This is a genomic window from Micromonospora jinlongensis (assembly GCF_013410645.1).
GTDB classification, from domain to species: Bacteria; Actinomycetota; Actinomycetes; order Mycobacteriales; family Micromonosporaceae; genus Micromonospora; species Micromonospora zamorensis.
This window is the reverse complement of record NZ_JACCHK010000001.1, coordinates 5110947-5132619: the sequence shown is the minus strand read 5'-3', so window position 1 is coordinate 5132619 and position 21673 is coordinate 5110947. Positions and strand designations below refer to the sequence as shown.

The following is a 21673-nucleotide window of genomic DNA, read 5'->3' as shown; positions in this document are numbered from 1 at the left end:
CGGAGCCGGGCACGGTCGGCCCCGGCCCCAAACAGCAACCACAATCAACCCCAGCGAACCGGGATCTCCAAAGGCGGCTCACCCTCGCCGGCCCAGAAGATGGTGCCGGTGGCGTCCACCACGACCACCCGGGGCGTCCGGGCCAGGCCCCAGGTGATCGCCTCGGCCGGGTCGTCCCAGCTCGGCGCCTCCTCCAGCACTCCGGTCTCGGCGCCCGCGTCGTCGCCGGCCGACCGCTCCCAGTACGCCGTCCAGACCTGCTGGCCGGCGGACATGTCCGGGTGCACGAAGACGGTGCCGCGCCCGCGCCAGGCGGCCAGTCGCTCCGGCACCACCGGCACCGGCGTCTCCCCGGTGACCGCCTCCAGGTCCTCCACGCCGAAGGCGTGCGGTAGCAGCTCGGCCATCCGCAGCGGGCGGGTCTTGCTCTCGATCAGGCACTCGGCCCCGCCGTGTTCCCAGAGCAGCTGCCGACAGCGGCCGCACGGCATCAGCGGCTCACCCGTGGCGTCGACGCAGGAGAGCGCGACGAGTCGCCCGCCGCCGGTGGCGTGCAGGCTGGAGACCACCCCGCACTCGGCGCAGAGCGTCACCCCGTACGCGGCGTTCTCCACGTTGCAACCGACCACGATGCGGCCGTCGTCGACCAGCGCCGCCGCGCCGACCGGAAACGTCGAGTACGGCGCGTACGCGTGCCGCATCGCCTCGGTGGCGGCGGCACGCAACCGCGCCCAGTCAATGTCGGTCATGCCGCCATTCTGCCCAAGCAGCGCAGGTCAGCAGCGGGCAGGGCCGGGTCACCCCCGAAAAAGCGCCCCGACCCGCCTGCCCCGTCGATCATGCAGTTGTGGTGGGCGGCAGGTGAGGCTTCGCCACTTTTGTAAGGCACCACAACTCCATGATCGACGAAACCGGTGGCCGGTCAGCCCTTGATGTACGGCTTGCCGTCGGCGGCCGGTGCGCGGACCCGGCCGACCAGCCCGGCGACCGCCAGGATGGTGGCCAGGTAGGGCAGCATGGCCAGGAACTGGCTGGGGATCGAGCTGCTGATCGCGCCCAGGTAGGTGGCGAGCTGGTCGGCGAAACCGAAGAAGAGCGCGGCGAGCAGCGCACCGGTCGGGTTCCACCGGCCGAAGATCAGCGCGGCCAGTGCGATGAAGCCCTTGCCGCCGATCATGTTCTTGGTGAACGAGTAGAGCGCCAGCGTGTAGGACGCTCCGCCGATGCCGGCGACGACGCCGGCCAGCAGCACGTTGCGGTAGCGGACCCGCAGCACCTTGACGCCGAGCGTGTCGGCGGCGATCGGGTGCTCACCGACCGAGCGGGTGCGCAGACCCCACCGGGTGCGGAAGAGCCCGATGTGGATCACGAGCACCAGCAGCAGCCCGAGGTAGAGGAAGATGTTGCCGCGGAACAACGCCGGCCCGAGCACCGGGATGTCCTTGAGCAGCGGGATCTCCCAGTTGCTGAAGCGGGGCGCGCTGTTGTATTTCGCCGCGTCGGTCTGCATCAGCCGCTCGTAGAGGAAGCCGGTGACGCCGACCGCCAGCAGGTTGAGCACGATGCCCATGACGACCTGGTCGACCAGGTAGCGGATGGCGAAGACGGCCAGCAGCAGCGAGATGAACGCGCCGCCGAGGGCGGCGGCGACCAGACCCACCCAGACGCTGCCGGAGATGCTGCCGAAGAGCGCGCCACTGAAGGCACCCATCAGCAACTGGCCCTCGATGGCCACGTTGACCACACCCGAGCGTTCGCAGAGCACCCCGGCGAGCGCACCGAAGATCAGCGGCAGGGCCAGGATGAACGTGCCCCGGATGATGTTGACCAGCGGCATGAAGTTCTGCCCGGCGGGCGCGGCGGAGACCTGCCAGCAGAGGAACGAGAGCACGAAGCCGACCAGCCCGATGCCGAGCACGGCGATGAACCACCGCTTCGGCACCCCGGCGAGCAGCGCCGCGCCGGCGGCGATCGCGATGATCCCGAACAGGATCGCACCGATCGTGCCGTTGATCTCCAGTGCGGCACCGGCCGCGTCGTCGCTGAGCGTGAACCGGGCCTGCTGGTTGGTGGCGAGCGCGCCGAAGAGCACCGCGGCCAGCAGGCCGAGCCCCAGCAGCGTGAGGCCGACCTTGCGGCTACGGGTCCAGAAGCCCTCGTCGACCGGGGCGACCGCGATGTCGGGGACAGCCATGGTGGACATGAGTTACCAGCCCTTCGCCAGGCTCGTCTGCAACCGGGCGGCGCGCGCGGCCCGGAGCTGGAAGATCGCCTTCACCAGGGCCGGCGCGGCGATGAAGATGACGATCAGCGCCTGGAGCACTGTCACCAGCTCCAGCGAGATCCCGGAGTACGACTGCATCCGGTTGCCGCCGGCCTGCAACGCCCCGAACAGCAATGCGGCCAGCAGCACTCCCCAGGGCTTCACCCGCCCCAGCAGCGCGACCAGGATGCCGTCGAAGCCGATCTGCGCGACCACCAGCGGGGTCAACGCGCTGGCGGTCGAGCCCAGCACCATGTTCGAGCCGCCGAGGCCCGCCAGGATGCCGGCGAAGACCATGATCAGGATGTACGTCCGCGTGACGCTGATGCCGGCGGTACGGGCGGCGTCCGGGTTGGCGCCGACCGCCCGCAGCTCGAAGCCGAGCGTCGAACGGTTGAGCAGCCAGGCGACTGCCCAGGTGGCCAGCACGGCGAGCAGGATGCCGGCGTGCACCCGCAGGTTGTCGCCGAGCAGTCGGGGCAGTTGGGCGGAGGTGTCCACCGCCTTGCTGATCGCGTCGGTGCGCTTCGGGTCCTGCACGCCGTTCTGCACGATCAACCAGGTGAGGAAGTACGTGGCGACGTAGTTGAGCATGATCGTGTTGATCACCTCGTGCGCGCCGGCGCGGGCCTTGAGGATGCCGGGGATGAAACCCCAGATCGCCCCGCCCAGGGCGCCGGCGAGCACCGCCACCAGCAGGTGCAGGCCGGGCGGCAGGGGCAGCAGGAAGCCGGCCAGGGCCGCCATGATCACGCCGATGGTGGCCTGCCCCTGGGCGCCGATGTTGAAAAGGCCGCCACGGAAGGCCAGCGCCACCGACAGACCGGTGAAGACCAGCGGCGCGGTGTAGGTGAGCGTCTCGGAGATCGGCGCGAGAACGGCCTGCCAGCTGCCGGTGCCGTTCACCCAGCCGGAGAACGCCTCGGGGTCGAAGACCGAGCCCTTGAACAGGTTCGCGTACGCCTCGCTGACCAGAGTCCAGCTGGAGTTGATCGCGTCGGACGGGCGGGAGGTGATGTACGAGTACGTGGACAGCACCGCCGGATCAGAAATGATCATCAGCACCGCGCCGACCACGATAGCCAGCACCAGCGACAGCAGGGTCACCGTGAAGGTGTTGGCCGCCCAGAGGTTGTCCATGAACAACCGGCCCAGACTCGGCTTCTGCTCCGGCTCCGGCTTGGACGCCGGGCCGCCCGGCTCGGTCGCCACCTCGGCCCGTTCGGTGTTGCCGAGCGCGTTCTGCGCGGCCTGCGCCTCGCTCGCCGGCTCCTTGTCCGGCGAGCCGGACTGCGGGGTTGGGGGGTTGGTCATGCCTCGTCCTCGCTCGCGGAACCCGGGCCGCTCGCCGGGCTCCCGTCGGTGGCCGGCCCGTCGCTGGGCACGGCGTCCGTGGTGCGCTCGTGGGCCACGTCCGGGCTGATGCCGGCCATCAGCAGGCCGATCTCCTCACGCGGGGTGTCCGGGCCGACGATGCCGATGATGCGACCGCGGTACATCACCGCGATCCGGTCGGCCAGCCCGATCACCTCGTCGAGCTCGCTGGAGACCACCATGACGGCGGTGCCGATGTCCCGCTCGCGGATGATCTGACTGTGGATGAACTCGATCGACCCGACGTCGACGCCACGGGTCGGCTGGGCCGCGATGAAGAGCTTCAGCGGCCGGGACAGCTCCCGGGCGACGATCACCTTCTGCTGGTTACCGCCGGAGAGGGTGCCCACCGACGCGTCGGCCGATGACGTGCGGACGTCGAACTGCTCGATCCGCTCCTTCGCCGACGCCGCGATCGCGTCCGGCTTGAGCGCGAGCCCGGCACCGAACGGCGGTCGGTCGTAGATGTCCAGCACCAGGTTCTCCGCGACGCTGAACTCCTTGATCAGGCCGTCCACGCTGCGGTCCTCGGGCACGTAGCCGACACCCGCGCGGAGCACCTTCTTGGGCTTCCAACCGTCGATCCGGTCGCCGACCAGGCTGACCGTGCCGGCGAGCACCGGCCGCAAGCCCATGATCGCCTCGATCAGCTCGGTCTGACCGTTGCCCTGTACGCCCGCCACGCCGAGCACCTCGCCCGCGCGCACGGTCAGGTCAACCCCGTCGACCGCGCGGATCTGCCGGTCGTCGTCGACGACCAGCCCGGTCACCTCCAGCACCGGCTCACCGGGAGTGGCGGGGGCCTTGTCCACGGTGAGCCGGACGTTGCGCCCGACCATCATCGCGGCCAGCTCGTCCCGGCTGGCGTCCGGCGAGGCGGTGCCCACGGTCTTGCCGCGTCGGATCACCGTGATCCGGTCGGCGATGGCCTTGACCTCGCCAAGTTTGTGGGTGATGAAGACGATCGACTTGCCGGCCGCCTTGAGCGACCGCATGACCGTCAGCAGTTCCTCGGTCTCCTGCGGGGTGAGCACGGCGGTCGGCTCGTCCAGGATGAGCAGGTCGACGTCGCGGGTGAGCGCCTTGACGATCTCGACGCGCTGCTGGATGCCGACCGGCAGGTCCTCGATCACGGCGTCCGGGTCGACTCGCAGGTTGTAGCGCTCGGACACCTCGGTGACCTCGCGCCGGGCGCGTCGGCGGTCCAGGAAACCGGCGATGCCGCCCCGGACCTGCTCGGCGCCGAGCATGATGTTTTCGGCGACGGTGAAGACCGGCACCAGCATGAAGTGCTGGTGCACCATGCCGATCCCGGCACCGATCGCGTCAGACGGGCCCTTCAGCTTCAACGGCTTGCCGTCGACCAGGATCTCGCCCTCGTCGGGCTGGTAGAGCCCGTAGAGCACGTTCATCAGGGTCGACTTGCCCGCGCCGTTCTCGCCGAGCAGGGCATGAATCTCTCCAGGCTCCACCGTCAGGTCGATGTGGTCGTTGGCGACCAGATCACCGAACCGCTTGGTGATGCCGCGCAGTTCGAGTCTCAGCGCAACCTCCTGGAGTGCGAGCGATGGTGCAGCCTAGCTGCCGTCAACCTGGCCGGAGCGGCCCGGTTGACGTGGTGCGCGATCGGCCGCTCCGACCCCACGGTCACCCGCAGGGCCGAAGCGGCCGATCGGTCGTACCTGTCCCCCGCCGACCTCCCCGATGATCTCACCGGAGGAGCCGGGCGGTTGTCACTTGGTCGGCTGGGCCTTCGAGGTGACGGTGATGGTGCCGGCGGCGATGTCCGCCTTGATCTTGTCGACCTCGGCCTTCAGCTCGGCCGGAACCTTGCTGTCGAAGTCGTGGTACGGGGCGATCGAGACACCGGTGTTGGCCAGGGTGCCCACGAAGCCCGGGTTGGCCTGCAGCTTCTCGCCACCGGCGGCCTTGAGCACGGCCTCCTTGACGGCCTCCGGGATGTTCTTGACCACCGTGGTGATGATGGCCGAGCAGTCCGGGGTGCTCTCGCAGCCGTCGACGTCCACCCAGATGGTGCTGTACTTGCCACCCGAGGCCTTGGCCGCGGCGGTCGTGCCGAGACCTGCGCCACCGGCGACCGGCATGATGATGTCCGCACCCTGGGCGACCAGCGCGTCGGAGACCTTCTTGCCCTCGTCCTGCTTGGCGAAGTCGTTGGTGAAGGAGCCCTTCTGGGTCTCCTTGTTCCAACCCAGCGCCTGGACGTTCTTCTTCTTGGTGGTGTTGTAGTACGTCACACCGTCGACGAAGCCGTCCATGAAGATGGTCACCGGCGGGATCGGCAGGCCGCCGTACGTGCCCACCTTGCCGGACTTGCTCATCCCGGCGGCCAGGTAACCGGCCTGGAACGCGGCCTGCGCGGTGTCGAACTGCATCGGGTAGACGTTGGCGTCACCCGGGTTGGCGTCGACGATGCCGAACACCTGGTTCGGGTTGGCCTTGGCGATCTTCGAGGTGGCGTTGGCCATCAGACCACCGACCGCCAGGATGAAGTCGCACTTCTGGTTGACGTACTGCGTCAGGTTCGGCTCGTAGTCGGCCTCGGCCTTCGACGCCACGAACTTGGTCTCGATGTTGCTGTTGGCGGCCTTGGCCTCCTCGAGACCCTTCCAGGCCGAGGTGTTGAACGACTTGTCGTCGATGCCACCGACGTCGGTCACCATGCAGGCGCTGAACTTCTTGCCGCCACTGCCGGCGTTGTTGTCATCATCGGGGGCCTCGCCACAAGCGGCGGCGGTGAGCACGAGCCCACCCGCCGCGACGATCGAGGCGATCCGCATCCCACGCACCGAGCGCAAGACGTCTCCTTCCCATTGCACACCGCGCCTAGTGCGGTGGCAGCCCATCAGCCGACCTGCGGTGTGCCGCCGGCTGTCCCACGTTACGGACGGGAGCGTACGCCCGCGCCCACCCACCGGCCGACAATCGTGCACGACTGTTGAGCGCCTGTTACCCGGGTGTAACCCTTGCGTGGGGCACGTCACTCTTCGTGCTGGTAAGCAAGCGACACGGCGTCCGTAACGTCCGTTTTCCCGGGGGCGGCCCCCTCCCCGGACGTTACCGCCAAAAGACCGCGACCGCCGCGTTGACCAGCGTCAGGCCGACGATTGCCAGGAAATGACCCCGGTGTACCGCGTCCCGCTTCCGGGAGAAGAAGACCATGACAAAGATCAGCAGCGCGATCACCAACTTTGTCACAAGCTTTGCGGGCGCCGGCTCGTCACCGTCGCGCAGCGGGGCGGACAGGCCGAGCCCGGTCAACAACTGGATCACCGCCCCCCAGAGCATGGCGGGGTTGATCCGGAGCCGACCGCTGATGTATTGAGCGATCGATCCGCCGAGCAGCAGGGCGAACCCGATCAGATGGACGTAGAGAAGGATGAGTCTGAGAGCTTCCACACCGCCCATCCTCTCCCATCAACGACACTTTGTAGTAGTGGGGTGGGCCGGTCGGCGCGTCCAGGCCGACCGACCACGGTCGACGACCTATCCCTTCACGGCGCCGGAGGTGAGACCGGAGACGATGTACCGCTGGAGGAACTGGAAGACCAGTACCGTCGGGATCGCGGTCAGCAGGGTGCCGGCCGCGAAGATCCCGAAATTGGTGTTCCGCTCGCCGCCCTGCAACATGCCCCGCATGCCGACCGCGAGGGTCTTGGCGTCCGTGTCGGTGAGGAAGACGCTCGCCATCAGGAACTCGTTGATGGTGTTGATGAAGGCGAGCAGCCCGGTCACCGCGAGGATCGGCGCCACCAACGGCAGCATGATCCGGAAGAAGACCTGGGCGTGTGAGGCGCCGTCCATGGTGGCCGCCTCGTCCAACTCCCGGGGCAGGGTGTCGAAGAAGCCCTTCATCAGCCAGGTGTTCACGCCCAGCGCGCCACCCAGGTAGAGCAGCAGCAGGCCCCACGGCGTGTTGAAGCCGATCTCCGGCCACAGGTCGGTGATCGTGCCGAAGATCAGGAAGATCGCAACGATCGCCAGGAACTGCGGAAACATCTGGATCAACAGCAGTGACAGCAACCCCACCCGTCGGCCCTGGAACCGCATCCGGGAGAAGGCGTACGCCGCGAGCGCGGAGAGAAAGACCGAGGCGAACGCGGCCCCACCGGCGATGAGCAGCGAGTTCAGAAACCAGTCAGCGAACTCGGTGCGCGCGAACAGGTTCCCGAAGTTCTCCAATGACACCCCGCCGGTCGGCACCAACTCGGTGGACGACAGGGTGCCGAGCGGATTGAGCGCCGCCGAGACGACGAACACGAGCGGAAAGAGACTGAACAGCACGCCGAGCAGGCCGACCAGGTGCCGCCAGCCGACCTCGGCGAACCATCGCTTCTTCCGCTTGCCCCCGTTGCGGTTGACCGCCGCCCGGCCGTCCGCGCCGCCCGTGACGGCGGCGCCGGTGAGCATGGTCATGCGTACACCTCCTCCTGTTGGCGGGTCCGCCGGAAGCTGACCGCCGACACCACCGCGACGATGGCGAAGATGAACAGCGAGATGGCCGCGGCGAAGCCGAACTGTGCGGCCTGCCCGCCGAACGCCAGCCGGTAGGTGTAGGTGATCAGCAGGTCGGTGGCGCCGTTGCTGGGGTTGTCCGCCGGGAACGGCGCGCCCTCGGTGGTCAGGTAGATCGCGTTGAAGTTGTTGAAGTTGAACGCGAACGACGAGATCAGCAACGGTGAGAGCGCGACCAGCAGCAGCGGCAGGGTGACCGCCCGGAACGACTGCCAGCGCGACGCCCCGTCGACCGAGGTGGCCTCTGTCAACTCCCGTGGGATGGCCTGTAGCGCGCCGGTGGCCACCAGGAACATGTACGGGTAGCCGAGCCAGAGCTGCACCAGGATCACCGCGGCTCGGGCCGACCAGTCCTGCCCGAACCAGTCGACGCTGAGCCCGAACAGATTGTTGATCAGCCCGAAGTCGGTGTTGAACATGTCCCGCCAGACCAGCAGCATCGCGAAGGACGGCATGGCGTACGGCAGGATCAGCAACATCCGGTAGAGATTGGTGCCCCGCACTCGGGGCGAGTGCAGCGCCAGGGCGATCACCATGCCGAGGATGAACGTGCCGCCGGTGGAGCCGATGGCAAAGGCGAAGTTCCAGATCAGCGTGCCGAGGAACGGCCCGGAGATCCGCTCGTCGGTGAGCACCCGGGTGAAGTTGGACAGCCCGACGTTCACCTTCCAACCCTGGGCCAGCCGCTCGCCGTCGACAGCGACGAACGCGCCGACCTCGCCGTCCGCGGTCCAGGTCTTGCCGCTGTCGCTGTCCTTGACGCAGTCGCAGCCGGCGTCGTACGCCCGGACGGCCTTGCCCTCGTACGCCCGGGACAGGCCGGACGAGCGCAGCGCGCCTCCGGCGGTCGGCACCACCAGGTTCGTGATGTCCTTGCTGCGGGCGCTGGCCTGGCCGAAGTTCAGCACGGTGTAGCCGTCGGCCGCGGTGACCTTTCCGCTGGGGCCGACGGTGGCCGCGCCGGGATCGAGCGGGCGCAGGCCCCCGGCGTCGCCGACGGAGACCGTGTCGGTTCCTGGCGTGGTGATCAGGAAGACCAGGGCGCCGGTGGCCGGGTCGCCCTTGGTGGCGACCGACAACGGGTACTGGGTGGACCCCGGGACCTGCTTGACCGAGGAGCTCTGGATCGCGACGATCGCGTCGTCCTTGCTGCCGCGGTGGCCGTCGCCGAAGTTGGTGAAGGCCGTGCTCGCGGTGTAGAGCACCGGCACGACCTGGAAGGCGATCAGGAAGAGCGTGCCGGGGACAAGGTACTTCGCCGGGACGTGCCGGCGGCCCAGGTAGAGATAGAACAGTGCGGTGGTGGTCAGCACCAACACCGTTAGCCCGACCCACTTCTCGGCCGCCACGAGCGGGAAGGCCGACCAGATCGCGATCCCGGCCACCAGGCCGAGCAGGATCACCTTCGCGGCGAGGCCGGCCGCGGTGATCGGCGCGTGGTTCCGCGCGGTACGGGAGGTGCGCGGGGACCCGGTGCGGACGGGCCCCCGGCCCGGGGCCTGCTGGGCAGACCCCGGGCCGGACAGCGGTGTGCTCATTACTTGATCGAACCGGCGATCGTCTTGCCGGCCGCGGTAATCGTGCTGGTCGGGTCGGCGCCGCCGATGACGGCGGCCTCGGCCTTGCCGAACGGGTCCCAGATCGCGGCCATGGCCGGGATGGCCGGGAGCACCTGGCCGTTCTTGCCGGCCTCGATGAACTTGGCCAGGTCCGGGTCGCTGCTCTTGACCTGGTCCAGCGCGGCGGTCAGCGCCGGCGGGCGCGGGTCGGCCTGGTAGAGCGCCACGGCCAGGTCCGGCTTGGTGACGTAGTTCGCGACGAACTCCTGGGCGAGAGCCTTGTTCTTGCCCTTGGCCGCCACGTAGAAGGACTGGACGCCCACGAACGGCGCGGCCGCCTTGCCGCCGGCGAAGCCGGGAACGGCGGAGACGTCGTACGTGATGCCGGCCTTCTTCACGTCGGCGGTGGCCCACGGCCCGGAGACCAGGAAGGCGCACTTCTTGCCGGTGAAGGTGGCGGTCGAGTTGGTGTCGGCGATCGAGCGCTTCAGCACGCCCTCGCCCTTCTCGCCGAGCGCGGCGATCTTCTTGAACGCGGCGACCGACTCCGGCTTGCCCACGCCCAGGTCCTTCGGGTCGTAGTCGCCGTTCGCGGTGGTGCCGAAGAGGTAACCGCCGGCCGAGGTGTACAGCGGGTAGATGTGGTACGCGTCGCCCTTCTGGCCGACCTGGAGGCAGAGCGTCTCGGTGACCTTCTTCTGCGCCTTGAGCTGCTTGCCGGTGGCGACCAGGTCCTCGATCGTCTTCGGCGCCTCGGGGGCCAGTTCGGTGTTGCGGATCAGCGCCAGGTTCTCCTGTGCATAGGGCACGCCGTAGAGCTGGCCGTTGAACGTGACGGCCTTGACGGCGGTCTCGTTGAAGGCGGCCTTCTGCTCGTCGGACAGCTGCACCGGGTCGATGGCACCGTTCTGGACCAGGTTGCCGATCCAGTCGTGCGCGCCGATCACCACGTCCGGGCCGCCGCCCTGGCTGGACACGGTCACGAAGTTGTTCTGGAGGTCCTCGTTCGGGACGGCCTGGACCTCGACGGTGACGCCGTTCTCCTGACCGAACTTCTCGGCGAACGGCTTGATGGCGGCGGTGCGCTTGTCGTCCGCCCAGATCACCAGTTTGCCGCCGGCGGCCTTGGGGGTTTCCTTCGTGGCCGGCTCGTCGCTGTCGCCACCACAGCCGGAGGCGGCGAGCGCCAGGGCGAAGAGGGCGACCACACCCGCGGTACGGATGCGCATCGGTACTCCTGTCGTCATGGCGGGTCCGCCGGGGGAAGGGCGGCCCGCCAGTGGGAAGCTCTGGAAGTTCTTGCCATCCGGCGCAGGGAAGCTGCGCCGCTGCTCTCGCATGTTGCGGGGACGTTAGCAAGAGGTTGCAAGTAATGGAAGAGCTTGCAAGACACCCCGCAAGAACTTGCCAGTGGGCTAAAGTGCCGCCATGCGCGCTCGACTGTCCGACATCGCCCAGCAGGCCGAAGTCAGCGAGGCCACGGTGTCGCGGGTGCTCAACGACCGCCCCGGCGTGGCCCCGGAGACCCGGCAGGCCGTCCTGACCGCCCTCGACGTGCTCGGCTACGAGCGCCCGGCCCGACTGCGCAAACGCAGCGCCGGGTTGGTCGGCCTGGTGGTGCCGGAGCTGGACAACCCGATCTTCCCCGCCTTCGCCCAGGTCATCGAGTCGACCCTGGCACAGAGCGGTTTCACGCCGGTGCTCTGCACCCAGAGCGCCGGCGGGGTGACCGAGGACGAGTACGTGGAGATGCTGCTGGACCGGCAGGTCTCCGGGATCGCCTTCGTCTCCGGCCTGCACGCCGACACCGCCGCCAACCACGACCGCTACCGGGCACTGCTCGCCCGACCGTTGCCGGTCGTAATGATCAACGGGTACGTGCCGGGCATCGGCGCCCCCTTCGTCTCCTGCGACGACCGGGAGGCGGCCGAGCTGGCCGTCGCCCACCTGGTCGCGCTCGGGCACCGGCGGATCGGCCTGATCACCGGCCCGGACCGGTTCGTTCCCGTGCAGCGCAAGGTGGCCGGTTGGCGCTCGGCGATGACGCGCCTGGCCGGCGTCGCCGAATCCGATCTGGGCCCCCTGGCCGAGCTGTCGTTGTTCGGTGTGGAGGGTGGCGAGGCGGCGGCCGGTCGACTGCTCGACCGCGGTGTCACCGGCGTCGTCTGCGGCTCCGACCTGATGGCTCTCGGAGCGGTCCGAGCGGCCCGCCAACGTGGCCTCAGCGTGCCCGGTGATCTCTCCGTGGTCGGCTACGACGACTCACCGCTGATGGCCTTCACCGACCCGCCACTGACCACCATGCGGCAGCCGGTCATCGCGATGGCGGTCGCCGCCGTCCGGGCCCTGGTCGACGAGATCAACGGGCACGGCGCCCCGCACTCGGAGTACCTGTTCCGGCCGGAGCTGGTGGTGCGCGGTTCCACCGCAGTCGTTCCAAGTTCTGCGCGACTGTCTTACGCAAGATCTGCTTGACTCTTGCAGCAGCGGGCCGGCATATTGCTCGGATGATCAGCACCACCACCCCGCCGCACACCACCAAGGACGACTGGTGGCGCTCCGCGGTCGTCTACCAGGTGTACGTCCGCAGCTTCGCCGACAGCGACGGCGACGGCGTCGGTGACCTCCAGGGCATCCGGCAACGCCTGCCGTACCTGCGCGACCTCGGGGTGGACGCGCTCTGGCTGACCCCGTTCTACACGTCCCCGATGATCGACGGCGGGTACGACGTCGCCGACTACCGCGACGTCGACCCGATGTTCGGCACCCTCGCCGACTTCGACGCCATGATCGCCGACGCGCACACCCTCGGCCTGCGGATCATCGTCGACCTGGTGCCCAACCACACCTCCAGCGCGCACCGCTGGTTCACCGCCGCCCTCGCCGCCGGCCCCGGCTCGCCGGAGCGGGCCCGCTACCTCTTCGCCGACGGCCAGGGCCCGCACGGCGAGCTGCCGCCGAACGACTGGGAGAGCATCTTCGGCGGCCCGGCCTGGACCCGCGTCGCCGACGGCCAGTGGTACCTCCACCTGTTCGACCCGGCCCAACCGGACCTGAACTGGCGCCACCCGGAGGTCCGCGCCGAGTTCGAGGACGTGCTGCGGTTCTGGCTGGACCGGGGCGTGGACGGGTTCCGCGTCGACGTGGCACACGGCATGATCAAGGCGGACGGGCTGCCGGACGTCGGCTTCAGCACGATCACCACCGGCCAGCGCCAGGTCGAACTGCTCGGAAAGGGCCGGCTGCCCTACTTCGACCAGGACGAGGTGCACGAGATCTACCGTGCCTGGCGGCCCATCCTGGACAGCTACCCCGGCGGTCGGATGGCGGTCGCCGAGGCGTGGGCCGAGACCCCGCAACGGCTCGCCCGCTACGTCGGCCCGGACGAGTTGCACCAGGCGTTCAGCTTCGACTTCCTCGACGCCACCTGGACGGCCGACTCGTTCCGCAAGGTGATCGACACCGCGTTGACCGAGTCGACGGTGGTCGGCGCACCGACCACCTGGGTGCTCTCCAACCACGACAAGCAGCGACACGTCACCCGCTACGGCGACGGCGTCGAGGGGTTGCGCCGAGCCCGCGCCGCCAGCCTGCTGATGCTCGCCCTGCCCGGCAGCGCCTACCTCTACCAGGGTGAGGAGCTGGGCCTGCCCGAGGTTCTCGACCTTCCCGACGAGCTGCGCCAGGACCCGGCGTTCCTGCGCACCGGCGAGAGCCGCGACGGCTGCCGGGTGCCACTCCCGTGGAGCGGCGACCTGGCCCCGTACGGCTTCGGACCGGCCGGCAGCGAGGCGAGCTGGCTGCCCACCCCCGCCACCTGGCGGGCCCTCTCCGTCGACGCGCAGAGCGGAGTACCCGGCTCGACGCTGGAGCTGTACCGGGCCACGCTGCGAATCCGCCGCGACCATCCGGCGCTGGCGGTCGACGCCGGCGGGGTCACCTGGCTGGAGAGCGGGCCGGACGTGCTCGCCTTCTCCCGCACCGCCGGCGAGACCGTGCTGACCTGCGTGGTCAACCTCAGCGGCGCGCCGGTCCTGATCGACGGGTACGGTCAGCCACTCGTCGCCAGCGACACGCTCACCGAGCAGGGCTCCGGCCACCTGCTGCCGGTCGACGCGGCAGCCTGGTTGGAACGGCGCTGAGCGGGTAACTCGTTTTCGACCTGGTCGTCCGTCGTGCCCCGCGCCAACGGGCGACTGGGCTACCAACCCCTTGTGGTGGGGGGTGAGGTGGCGCTGGCGCCACGCGGAGTCCGCTCCGCGTGGCGCCGGTGTCCGTCCGGGCCCGGAGTGTTCACCGCCGTCGCCGTGGGTACCGGAAACCCATGGGCGTACGGATTGCGCAGTGCACACTCGACGTCGAGGACATTGACCTGATGGTGTCGTTCTGGTCGGCGGCCCTCGGCTACGACATCGAGCAGGGCGACGACGGCAGCGCCAAGCTGTGGCCCCCGGGCGACCCGTCCGCCACGGCGCCCACCCTCTGGTTGCAGGGCTCCGGCACCGGCAAGCGGGGCAAGAACCGTCTGCACCTCGACCTGGTCGCCGACACCGACCCGCAGACCGAGGTACGGCGGCTGATCGACCTCGGCGCGCGGCATGTCGACGTCGGTCAGACCGGCACCGAACAGTTCACGGTGCTCGCCGACCCCGAGGGCAACGAGTTCTGCGTGCTGGACTCCGCACCGACCCGCTGACCGTCTCCCGGGGTCGCTCCGACCCGCTGACCGTTCCCCGAGTCACTTCGCGGTGAGCAGCGCCGCGATCCGGGTGAAGCCGGCGCGCACCTCGGCCTCGTCCGGCGGCTCGGCGGGTTCACCGTGCCCCGCCTCGTCGGCGGCGGCGTCCAACTCCTCGTCGATCACGTCCTCGAAGTCACCGTAGAGGTCGGCCCCCTCCACCTGACGGGCCTCGTCCTCGGCGGCCACCTGCGCGGCGGCGATCTCACTGCGGATCTCGTCGGCCGACAACGCCGGCAGCAGCGGCTCCACCACGGCCATCAACTGCTCCTCGGCCACCACCGCCTCGGCCAGCGCCAACGCGTGCGGCCGCTCGTACGGCCCGCAGACCACCGGCTCCCACTCGTCGAGGTCGCCGAGCGGACCGAAGGTGATGATCCACGGCAGGCCGAGAAGCGGTGAGTCCGCCGGCAGGTCCAGAGTCATGAGTGCGCCCACCGGCTCATCATGGTCCGCAAACGCGAGCCACGACGCCTTTCGGCTCAGTTACCGCCCGTCCGGCGGTCGATCAGCGGCCGGTCAGCCGGGGCGGGCGGCGTCCAGGGCGGCACGGACCAGAGCGAGCGCGGTGGCCGGCGCCACGCCGAGCCGAGCCGCCTCGGCCGCGTACCCGGCCGCCGCCCGCTGCAACCGGTCGACGGCGTCGTCCCGGCCAGGGGCGACGAAGGTGCCGTTGCGCCCTCGGGTCTCCAGCAGCCCGGCCGCCTCCAACTCCCGGTACGCCCGAGCCACCGTGTTCGCGGCCAGCCTCAGATCGGCGGCGAGCTGCCGGACGGTGGGCAGGCGGCTGCCGACCGGCAACCGGCCGTCGCCGATCATCTCGGCGAGCTGCCCGCGTACCTGCTCGTACGGGGGCACCGACGAGTCCGGGTCGACCGAGATCAGCACGTGGGCACCTTCCGTCATCAGCCCCCACCGCCCGGCGTACCGGGGTCGGTGTCCTCGTCGGCCGGCTTGGGCGGGGCGGCGGCCTCCGCCAGGTCCACCACCCGCCCGTTCGAACTGGTCGCGAGCAGTGCCGCACCGAACAACACCAGCTGATTGAGCAGGTAGAGGTAGAGCAGCAGACCAACCGCGCCAGCCACCACGGTGTACGCCGGATTCCGCTCGGTACGCACCACGTAGTAGCGCCCGACCGTGTTCAACAGCGTGATGCCGATCGCCACCACCAGCACCACCGGACGAAGCCGGGACCGGCTCATCCGCAGCCGGGGCACCGCGAGGAGCAACGCGGTGGCGAGCACCGCGTTGACCAGCACGCTGAGCACCGCGCTGATCGTGGTCAGACCGACCGACCCGGTGCTGCGCAACAGGAACCGCAGCACCGACTCCAACGCGTCCACCGCCGCGACCGAGACGCCGAGCAGCACGAAGATGCCGATCATCACGCCCAGGTCGACCAGCCGCCGGATCACCAGGTTGCCCGGCTGCTGGTTGAGCGAGTACATCAACCTCTGCGAGGACCGGATCGCCTCCACCCAGCCGATCCCGGTGAAGACCAGGATGACCAGGCCGACCACCCCGACCGTGCCGCTGGAGTTGGCGATCTGCTGGGCGTCCAGGAACGGCAGATTCTCCTTGAGGAAGTCGGCCGCCGCCGCGCTGACGTCGTCGTTGTCCTCAAGGATCGCGCCGAAGATGGAGTACGCGACCAGGGCGAGAGCGAACACCGCGAAGAAGCCGTAGTAGGCGATCGCTGCGGCCAACCGCCCGGCCAGCACCTCGGCGTACAGGGCGCCGGCCCGCCAGACGTGGTCGAAGAGCCCCGACCGGCGGCGCGCGGCGCTCACCCAGCGGTCGATGCCCGCCTCGATGCGGCCGATCACGTTCACGCGATCATCCTCGCCGATCTCCCACCGCCGTCGTGGCAACCGGCTCCCGAAGCTCGCCGATCGGCGCGTCGCCGACGGCTCAGTCGCCGAGGCGGAAGTCCCGACGCGGCTGCCACCGGGCCTCCCCGCTGTGCGAGAAGAGGGTGAACGCGTCGACCTGGAACATCGCGGAGAAGTCGGCCAGATCCTCGTACACCTTGTCCAGGGCCTCCGGCGCCACGTCCTGCGCCACGGTGACGTGCGGATGGTACGGGAAGCGCGCCTGACGCTGCAGACCTGGTGCCGCGGCGATCGCGGCGGCCAGCAGTTCACACTCGCTGATCCCGGCGGCCACCGCGACGAACACCACCTGGGTGACCGGACGGAACGTGCCGGTGCCCCGCAGGTGCAGCGCGAACGGCAGGTGCCCGGCGGCGACGGCGGCCAGGTGCCGCTCGACAGCGGGCAGGTTGGCCGTCTGGATCTCGGTGGGCCCGAGCAACGTCACGTGCGCGGGCACCGCGAGCGGGTCACCGGCCTCGACCCGCCGCCGGGTGAGCTGGGCACCCCACGGCTCGGGAATGTCCACCGCGATGCCGATCTGGATGGTGTCGCCGGTCGGCGAAACCCCGCCACTGCGATCCACGCTCCGCGCCGCCCCTCCGGCCACCGACCCGTCCACCTGTCCCGCGAGCTACTCGCCACGAACGGGCGGGAAGAACCCCACCCGCTCGTACGCGGACCGCAGGGTCGTCGCGGCCACCGCGCGGGCCTTCTCCGCGCCGCCGGCGAGCAGCTTGTCCAGCTGCGCCGGGTCGTCGAGGTAGCCGCGGGTGCGCTCCTGGATCGGGCGGACGAAGTCCGTGACGACCTCGGCCAGCTCCTTCTTGAGGTCGCCGTAGCCGCGGCCCGCGAAAGCGGCCACCAGCTCGTCGATGCTCCGACCGCTCAGCGCCGAGTGGATGGTCAGCAGGTTGGACACACCCGGCTTGGTCTCGGTGTCGAAGACGATCTCGCGACCGGTGTCGGTGACCGCCGACTTGATCTTCTTCGCGGATCGGGCCGGATCTTCCAGGAGGTCGATGATGCCGGCCGGCGAGGACGACGACTTGGACATCTTCGCCGTCGGGTCCTGAAGGTCGGTGATCTTGGCAGTGTCCTTCACGATGTGCGGCGCCGGGATCGTGAACGTCTGGCCGAACAGCGAGTTGAACCGCTGGGCCAGGTCCCGGGAAAGCTCCAGGTGCTGCCGCTGGTCCTCGCCGACCGGCACCGCGTTGGCCTGGTAGAGCAGGATGTCGGCGGCCTGCAGGATCGGGTAGGTGAACAGCCCGACGCTGGACCGGTCGTTGCCGTGCTTCTGCGACTTGTCCTTGAACTGGGTCATCCGGCTGGCCTCACCGAAGCCGGTGATGCAGCCGAGCACCCAGGCCAGCTGCGGGTGCTCGGGCACCTGCGACTGCACGAACAGGGTGCTGCGATCCGGGTCGAGCCCGACCGCGAAGAGCTGGGCGGCGGCCACCCGGGTCCGTTGGCGCAGCAACGCCGGGTCGTGCCCCGCGGTGATGGCGTGCAGGTCCACCACGCAGTAGAACGCGTCGTGGGTCTCCTGGAGCGCCACCCAGTGCCGTACCGCGCCCAGGTAGTTGCCGAGGTGGAACGAGTCGGCCGTCGGCTGGATACCGGAGAAGACGCGGGGGCGGGCGGGAACGTCGGACATGGCGATAATTCTGTCAGCAACCAACCGGGTCCGTCATGACGGGCCGGCGGGTCGGCCGCGGCCCGCCGATGTCGGGCTGCTGACCTCGCGTGGTTCGCCCGCGCCGACCCGGCGCGTCGGCCCGACCGCGACCCGGCGCTGCTGTCCGCCCACGGCCTCCCGCGCCGGCCCGGAGCCGCCGCCCCGAGCCGCCACGCTGTCCGGCTCGTGACGTTGCTCGGCCGGGCGGACGGCGGAGACCGCGAGCCGGGCCACCCTGCGGCCGTCCAACGCGAGCACCCGCAGCAGGCACCCGCCCGTCCTGCCGACCGGGTCGGGCACGTCGCCCTCGTAGGGTTCACCGGGCACCGGAACCTCGTCCCCGTCCACCGGAAGCCGGCCCAGCGCGGCCATCACGAACCCACCAACCGTCTCGTACGGCCCGGCGGGTAGTGCCACCCCGGTCCGTTCGGCGAAGTCGGCGAGGTTGAGACGGCCGTCCACCACGGCGGGCAGGCCGGCGCGCACCGGGTCCGGGGTGGCGTCGTACTCGTCGTGGATCTCGCCGATCAGCTCCTCGATGAGATCTTCCAGGGTGACGATCCCGGCGGTGCCGCCGTACTCGTCGACCACCACGGCCAGGTGCTGGCCCTCCCGACGCATCTCGGTCAGCGCGGGTAGCACCCGCTTGCTGCCGGGGAGCCGCTTCACCTCACGGGCCAACTGACCGACGGTGACGCACGGGTCGGCGTCCGGGCGCAGCAGCACGTCACGGAGGTGCACGAAGCCGACCACGTCGTCGTGGGTGCCGTCGGTGACCGGGTAACGGGTGTGCGTTTCGGCGCGGACCAACCGGGCGGCCTCGGCGATGGTCAGCCGCGCCGGGAGGAAGACCACCTCGGTGCGCGGCATCATCACCTCGCGGATCAGGCTCGCACCGGCGACCAGGACCTCGTCGATGATGTGCCGCTCGTCCGGGTCGAGCACCGTGTTCGCCGCGACCAGGTCCCGCAGTTCGGCTTCGGAGATGCGCTCCCGGCCGGCTGCCGGGCCCGCCCCGAGCAGATCGGTGACGAGTCGGGTGGCACCATCGGCGGCGCGGACCAGCACCCGGGCGACGGCCCGGGCGAGCGGACCGGGGTCGCGGCGGGGCGGCACCCGCACGCGTCGCCGGAGCCCGGTACGGGCCGCTTCCCGCATGACAGAGATGGTAGACACCGTTGGCCCGCCGCACCGGGGATCGCGCGGCGCGGACCACAGATGTTCGGCTCTGTTTAATCGTGAGAGATTATGATGGGATGGGGATGACAGCGGCGTCGGCGACGGTGCCGGCCGTCGTCTTAGGGTGATCACGAAGGGCCACGTCCCGGGCGGGCCAGGCAGGAGGCAACGACGTGAAACTGCTCGTCACCGGGGGCGCCGGCTTCATCGGCAGCGTGGTGACCCGGATGCTGCTCGACGCGGGCCACCAGGTCGTCGTCCTGGACGACCTGCGCACCGGTCACCGCGAGGCGCTCGCGCCGGACGCGACCCACGTGGAGGCGTCCATCCACGACGCCGCCCGCATCGTCACCCCGGACGCCGGCTTCGACGGCGTGCTGCACTTCGCCGCCCTGATCGCCGCCGGGGAGTCGATGGCCAAGCCGGAGCTGTACTGGCAGAACAACACCGTCGGCACGCTCGCCCTGATCGACGCGGTCCGGGCCGCCGGGGTGCCGAGGATGGTCTTCTCCTCCACCGCCGCCGTCTACGGCAACCCCACCGAGCTGCCCATCGGCGAGACAGCGGTCAAGGCGCCCACCAACACGTACGGCGCCACCAAGCTCGCCGCCGACATGGCGCTCACCTCCGAGGCCATCGCACACGGGCTGGCCGCCGTCTCGCTGCGCTACTTCAACGTGGCCGGCGCCCACCTCGACGGCGACGTCCCGCTCGGCGAGCGGCACGACCCCGAGACACACCTCATTCCCATCGCGTTGGAGGTCGCCGCCGGCCGGCGGGAGAAGCTCCAGCTCTTCGGCGACGACTACCCCACCGTCGACGGCACCTGCGTCCGCGACTACATCCACGTCGCCGACCTCGCCCGGGCACACCTGCTCGCGTTGGGCGCCGCCACCGCAAGCCAGCACCGCATCTACAACCTCGGCAACGGCAACGGCTTCAGCAACCGCCAGGTGGTCGACGTGGTCCGCGAGGTCACCGGGCAACCCGTGCCGGTCGAGGTCGCGCCGCGCCGCGAGGGCGACCCCGCCGAGCTGGTCGCCTCCTCCGCGCTGGCCCGCGACGAGCTGGGCTGGGTGCCCGAGAAGCCGACCCTGCACGACATGGTCGGCGACGCCTGGACGTTCTACCGCGCGCACGTCCTGGAGCAGTCATGACCAACCCCACCGGCGACGTCGCCGAGCGGGCCGCCGAGGGTTTCACCAAGCAGTACGGCGGCACGGCCACCGGCCGCTGGGCGGCTCCCGGCCGGGTCAACCTGATCGGTGAGCACACCGACTACAACGAAGGGTTCGTGCTGCCCTTCGCGCTGCCGCTGCGGACCGTGGTCGCCGCCGACCGACAGGACGGCGACCAGTGGACGGTCTGGTCCGAGCTGTCCGGCGAGACGATCACCTTCGGCGCGGACGACGTCGCCGAGCCGGGTCGGGTGACCGGCTGGGGCGCGTACGTCGCCGGGGTGGTCTGGGCGCTCCGCGAGGCCGGCCACCCGGTGCCGGGTGCCCGCCTGGCGATCGCCTCCGACGTGCCGCTCGGCTCCGGCCTCTCCTCCTCGGCGGCACTGGAGTCAGCCGTGCTGGCCGCCCTGCTCGACCTCGGCGGGCTGGAGCTCTCCCCCGAGCTGCAACCCCGGCTGGCGCAGCGGGCGGAGAACGTCTACGTGGGCGCGCCGACCGGCATCATGGACCAGTCTGCGGTGATCCGCTGCCGCGCCGGGCACGCCCTCTTCCTGGACTGCCGGGACGAGTCGGTCGAGCAGATCCCCTTCGACCTGGACGCGGCCGGGCTGGCGGTGCTGGTCATCGACAGTCGAGCGCCGCACCGGCACGCCGACGGTGAGTACGCTGCCCGCCGCCGCTCCTGCGAGGCGGGGGCCAGCGCACTCGGGGTCACCGCGCTGCGGGACGTGGGTGTCGACCAGCTCGACACCGCGCTGGCCCAGCTCGACGACGAGGAGACCCGGCGACGGGTCCGGCACGTGGTCACCGAGGACCAGCGCGTACTGGACACGGTGGCGCTGCTCCGCGCCGCCCGGGTCCGCGACATCGGCCCGCTGCTCACGGCCTCGCACGTCTCGATGCGCGACGACTTCGAGATCACCGTGCCGGAGATCGACACCGCGGTCGAGGCGGCGTTGTCGGCCGGCGCGTTGGGTGCCCGGATGACCGGCGGCGGCTTCGGCGGCTGCGTGCTCGCGCTGGTCGAGGCCGACAGAGCCGACGAGGTCGCCGCAGCCGTCACGGCCGCGTACGCCGAGAGCGGATTCACCGCCCCCGGCACCGTGCCGGTCCTCCCCTCCCCCGGAGCCACCCGCCTCCCCTAACCCCACCCCACCCACCCCCAGCCCACCCACACGGGTTGATCAAGAGGTTTGCGTCAATTCGAGCCCGGATCCTGACGCAAACCTCTTGATCACCGGCAGGGCGTGGCAGGGCTGAGCAGGGCAGGGCAGGGCAGGAAGATCGTGCTTGT

General features: G+C 70.2%; 19 protein-coding genes and 1 pseudogene. 5 read left to right on the top strand and 15 right to left on the bottom strand.

The features are described from left to right. Positions 1–44: 44 nt before the first annotated feature. The 9 genes from HNR22_RS23085 to HNR22_RS23045 all read right to left on the bottom strand — a co-directional run bounded on the left by HNR22_RS23085 (position 45) and on the right by HNR22_RS23045 (position 10961). The gene (locus HNR22_RS23085) at positions 45–749 is read right to left on the bottom strand and encodes a cytidine deaminase (RefSeq protein WP_179782093.1); all 705 of its coding nucleotides are present in this window, start codon (positions 747–749) and stop codon (positions 45–47) included. 173 nt (positions 750–922) lie between these two features. Continuing rightward, a complete protein-coding gene (locus HNR22_RS23080; RefSeq protein WP_179782092.1) occupies positions 923–2203 on the bottom strand; it encodes an ABC transporter permease in 1281 nt (426 codons plus the stop codon). Between the two features lie 3 nt (positions 2204–2206). Further along, positions 2207–3577, bottom strand: a complete 1371-nt coding sequence (locus HNR22_RS23075) for an ABC transporter permease (RefSeq protein WP_179782091.1) — start codon at positions 3575–3577, stop codon at positions 2207–2209. Continuing rightward, positions 3574–5121: an ABC transporter ATP-binding protein gene (locus tag HNR22_RS23070; RefSeq protein ID WP_343060048.1), complete on the bottom strand. Its 1548-nt coding sequence runs from the start codon at positions 5119–5121 to the stop codon at positions 3574–3576. Before HNR22_RS23070 ends, HNR22_RS23075 begins: the two co-directional genes overlap by 4 nt. Before the next feature lie 249 nt (positions 5122–5370). Further along, positions 5371–6438, bottom strand: a complete 1068-nt coding sequence (locus tag HNR22_RS23065) for a BMP family lipoprotein (RefSeq protein ID WP_179783686.1) — start codon at positions 6436–6438, stop codon at positions 5371–5373. 277 nt (positions 6439–6715) lie between these two features. Next, entirely contained in the window at positions 6716–7057 is a 342-nt protein-coding gene (locus tag HNR22_RS23060; RefSeq protein ID WP_179782090.1) for a hypothetical protein, read from the bottom strand. A gap of 87 nt (positions 7058–7144) precedes the next feature. Then, the gene (locus HNR22_RS23055) at positions 7145–8074 is read right to left on the bottom strand and encodes a sugar ABC transporter permease (RefSeq protein ID WP_179782089.1); all 930 of its coding nucleotides are present in this window, start codon (positions 8072–8074) and stop codon (positions 7145–7147) included. Beyond that, positions 8071–9711, bottom strand: coding sequence for an ABC transporter permease subunit (locus HNR22_RS23050; RefSeq protein ID WP_179782088.1), 1641 nt, complete (start codon positions 9709–9711; stop codon positions 8071–8073). The genes HNR22_RS23055 and HNR22_RS23050 overlap by 4 nt, the downstream gene beginning before the upstream one ends. Further along, positions 9711–10961, bottom strand: coding sequence for a sugar ABC transporter substrate-binding protein (locus tag HNR22_RS23045; protein WP_179782087.1), 1251 nt, complete (start codon positions 10959–10961; stop codon positions 9711–9713). Before HNR22_RS23045 ends, HNR22_RS23050 begins: the two co-directional genes overlap by 1 nt. Before the next feature lie 199 nt (positions 10962–11160). Between HNR22_RS23045 and HNR22_RS23040 the strand changes: the two genes are divergently transcribed. The 3 genes from HNR22_RS23040 to HNR22_RS23030 all read left to right on the top strand — a co-directional run bounded on the left by HNR22_RS23040 (position 11161) and on the right by HNR22_RS23030 (position 14428). Beyond that, on the top strand, positions 11161–12207 hold the full coding sequence (locus HNR22_RS23040) for a LacI family DNA-binding transcriptional regulator (RefSeq protein ID WP_099850406.1): 1047 nt from the start codon (positions 11161–11163) through the stop codon (positions 12205–12207). 32 nt (positions 12208–12239) lie between these two features. Next, entirely contained in the window at positions 12240–13874 is a 1635-nt protein-coding gene (locus tag HNR22_RS23035; protein ID WP_179782086.1) for a glycoside hydrolase family 13 protein, read from the top strand. Between the two features lie 182 nt (positions 13875–14056). After that, complete coding sequence (locus tag HNR22_RS23030) at positions 14057–14428, top strand: VOC family protein (protein WP_179782085.1); 372 nt, start codon at positions 14057–14059, stop codon at positions 14426–14428. Positions 14429–14470: 42 nt separating this feature from the next. Here HNR22_RS23030 and HNR22_RS23025 read toward each other — a convergent pair whose 3' ends face one another. From HNR22_RS23025 to HNR22_RS23000, 6 genes and pseudogenes are all read right to left on the bottom strand, one after another. Next, entirely contained in the window at positions 14471–14908 is a 438-nt protein-coding gene (locus HNR22_RS23025) for a hypothetical protein (RefSeq protein ID WP_091394593.1), read from the bottom strand. An 81-nt stretch (positions 14909–14989) separates the two neighbouring features. Continuing rightward, positions 14990–15376, bottom strand: coding sequence for a GntR family transcriptional regulator (locus tag HNR22_RS23020; RefSeq protein ID WP_179782084.1), 387 nt, complete (start codon positions 15374–15376; stop codon positions 14990–14992). After that, a complete protein-coding gene (locus HNR22_RS23015) occupies positions 15376–16302 on the bottom strand; it encodes a YhjD/YihY/BrkB family envelope integrity protein (RefSeq protein WP_179782083.1) in 927 nt (308 codons plus the stop codon). The genes HNR22_RS23020 and HNR22_RS23015 overlap by 1 nt, the downstream gene beginning before the upstream one ends. A 79-nt stretch (positions 16303–16381) precedes the next feature. Beyond that, positions 16382–16951, bottom strand: a complete 570-nt coding sequence (locus HNR22_RS23010; protein WP_179782082.1) for a 2'-5' RNA ligase family protein — start codon at positions 16949–16951, stop codon at positions 16382–16384. A 24-nt stretch (positions 16952–16975) separates the two neighbouring features. Continuing rightward, positions 16976–18001 carry a tryptophan--tRNA ligase gene (gene trpS, locus HNR22_RS23005; RefSeq protein WP_179782081.1) on the bottom strand — a complete coding sequence of 342 codons (1026 nt, stop codon included), beginning with the start codon at positions 17999–18001 and terminating at the stop codon, positions 16976–16978. A 204-nt stretch (positions 18002–18205) separates the two neighbouring features. Then, a pseudogene (locus tag HNR22_RS23000) lies at positions 18206–19180 on the bottom strand (hemolysin family protein); the annotation flags it as partial. Positions 19181–19428: 248 nt separating this feature from the next. Here HNR22_RS23000 and galE point away from each other — a divergent pair. Continuing rightward, positions 19429–20358, top strand: a complete 930-nt coding sequence (gene galE, locus HNR22_RS22995; protein ID WP_246382650.1) for a UDP-glucose 4-epimerase GalE — start codon at positions 19429–19431, stop codon at positions 20356–20358. Beyond that, positions 20355–21524, top strand: a complete 1170-nt coding sequence (gene galK, locus HNR22_RS22990; protein ID WP_179782078.1) for a galactokinase — start codon at positions 20355–20357, stop codon at positions 21522–21524. The genes galE and galK overlap by 4 nt, the downstream gene beginning before the upstream one ends. The last annotated feature ends 149 nt before the right edge of the window (positions 21525–21673 follow it).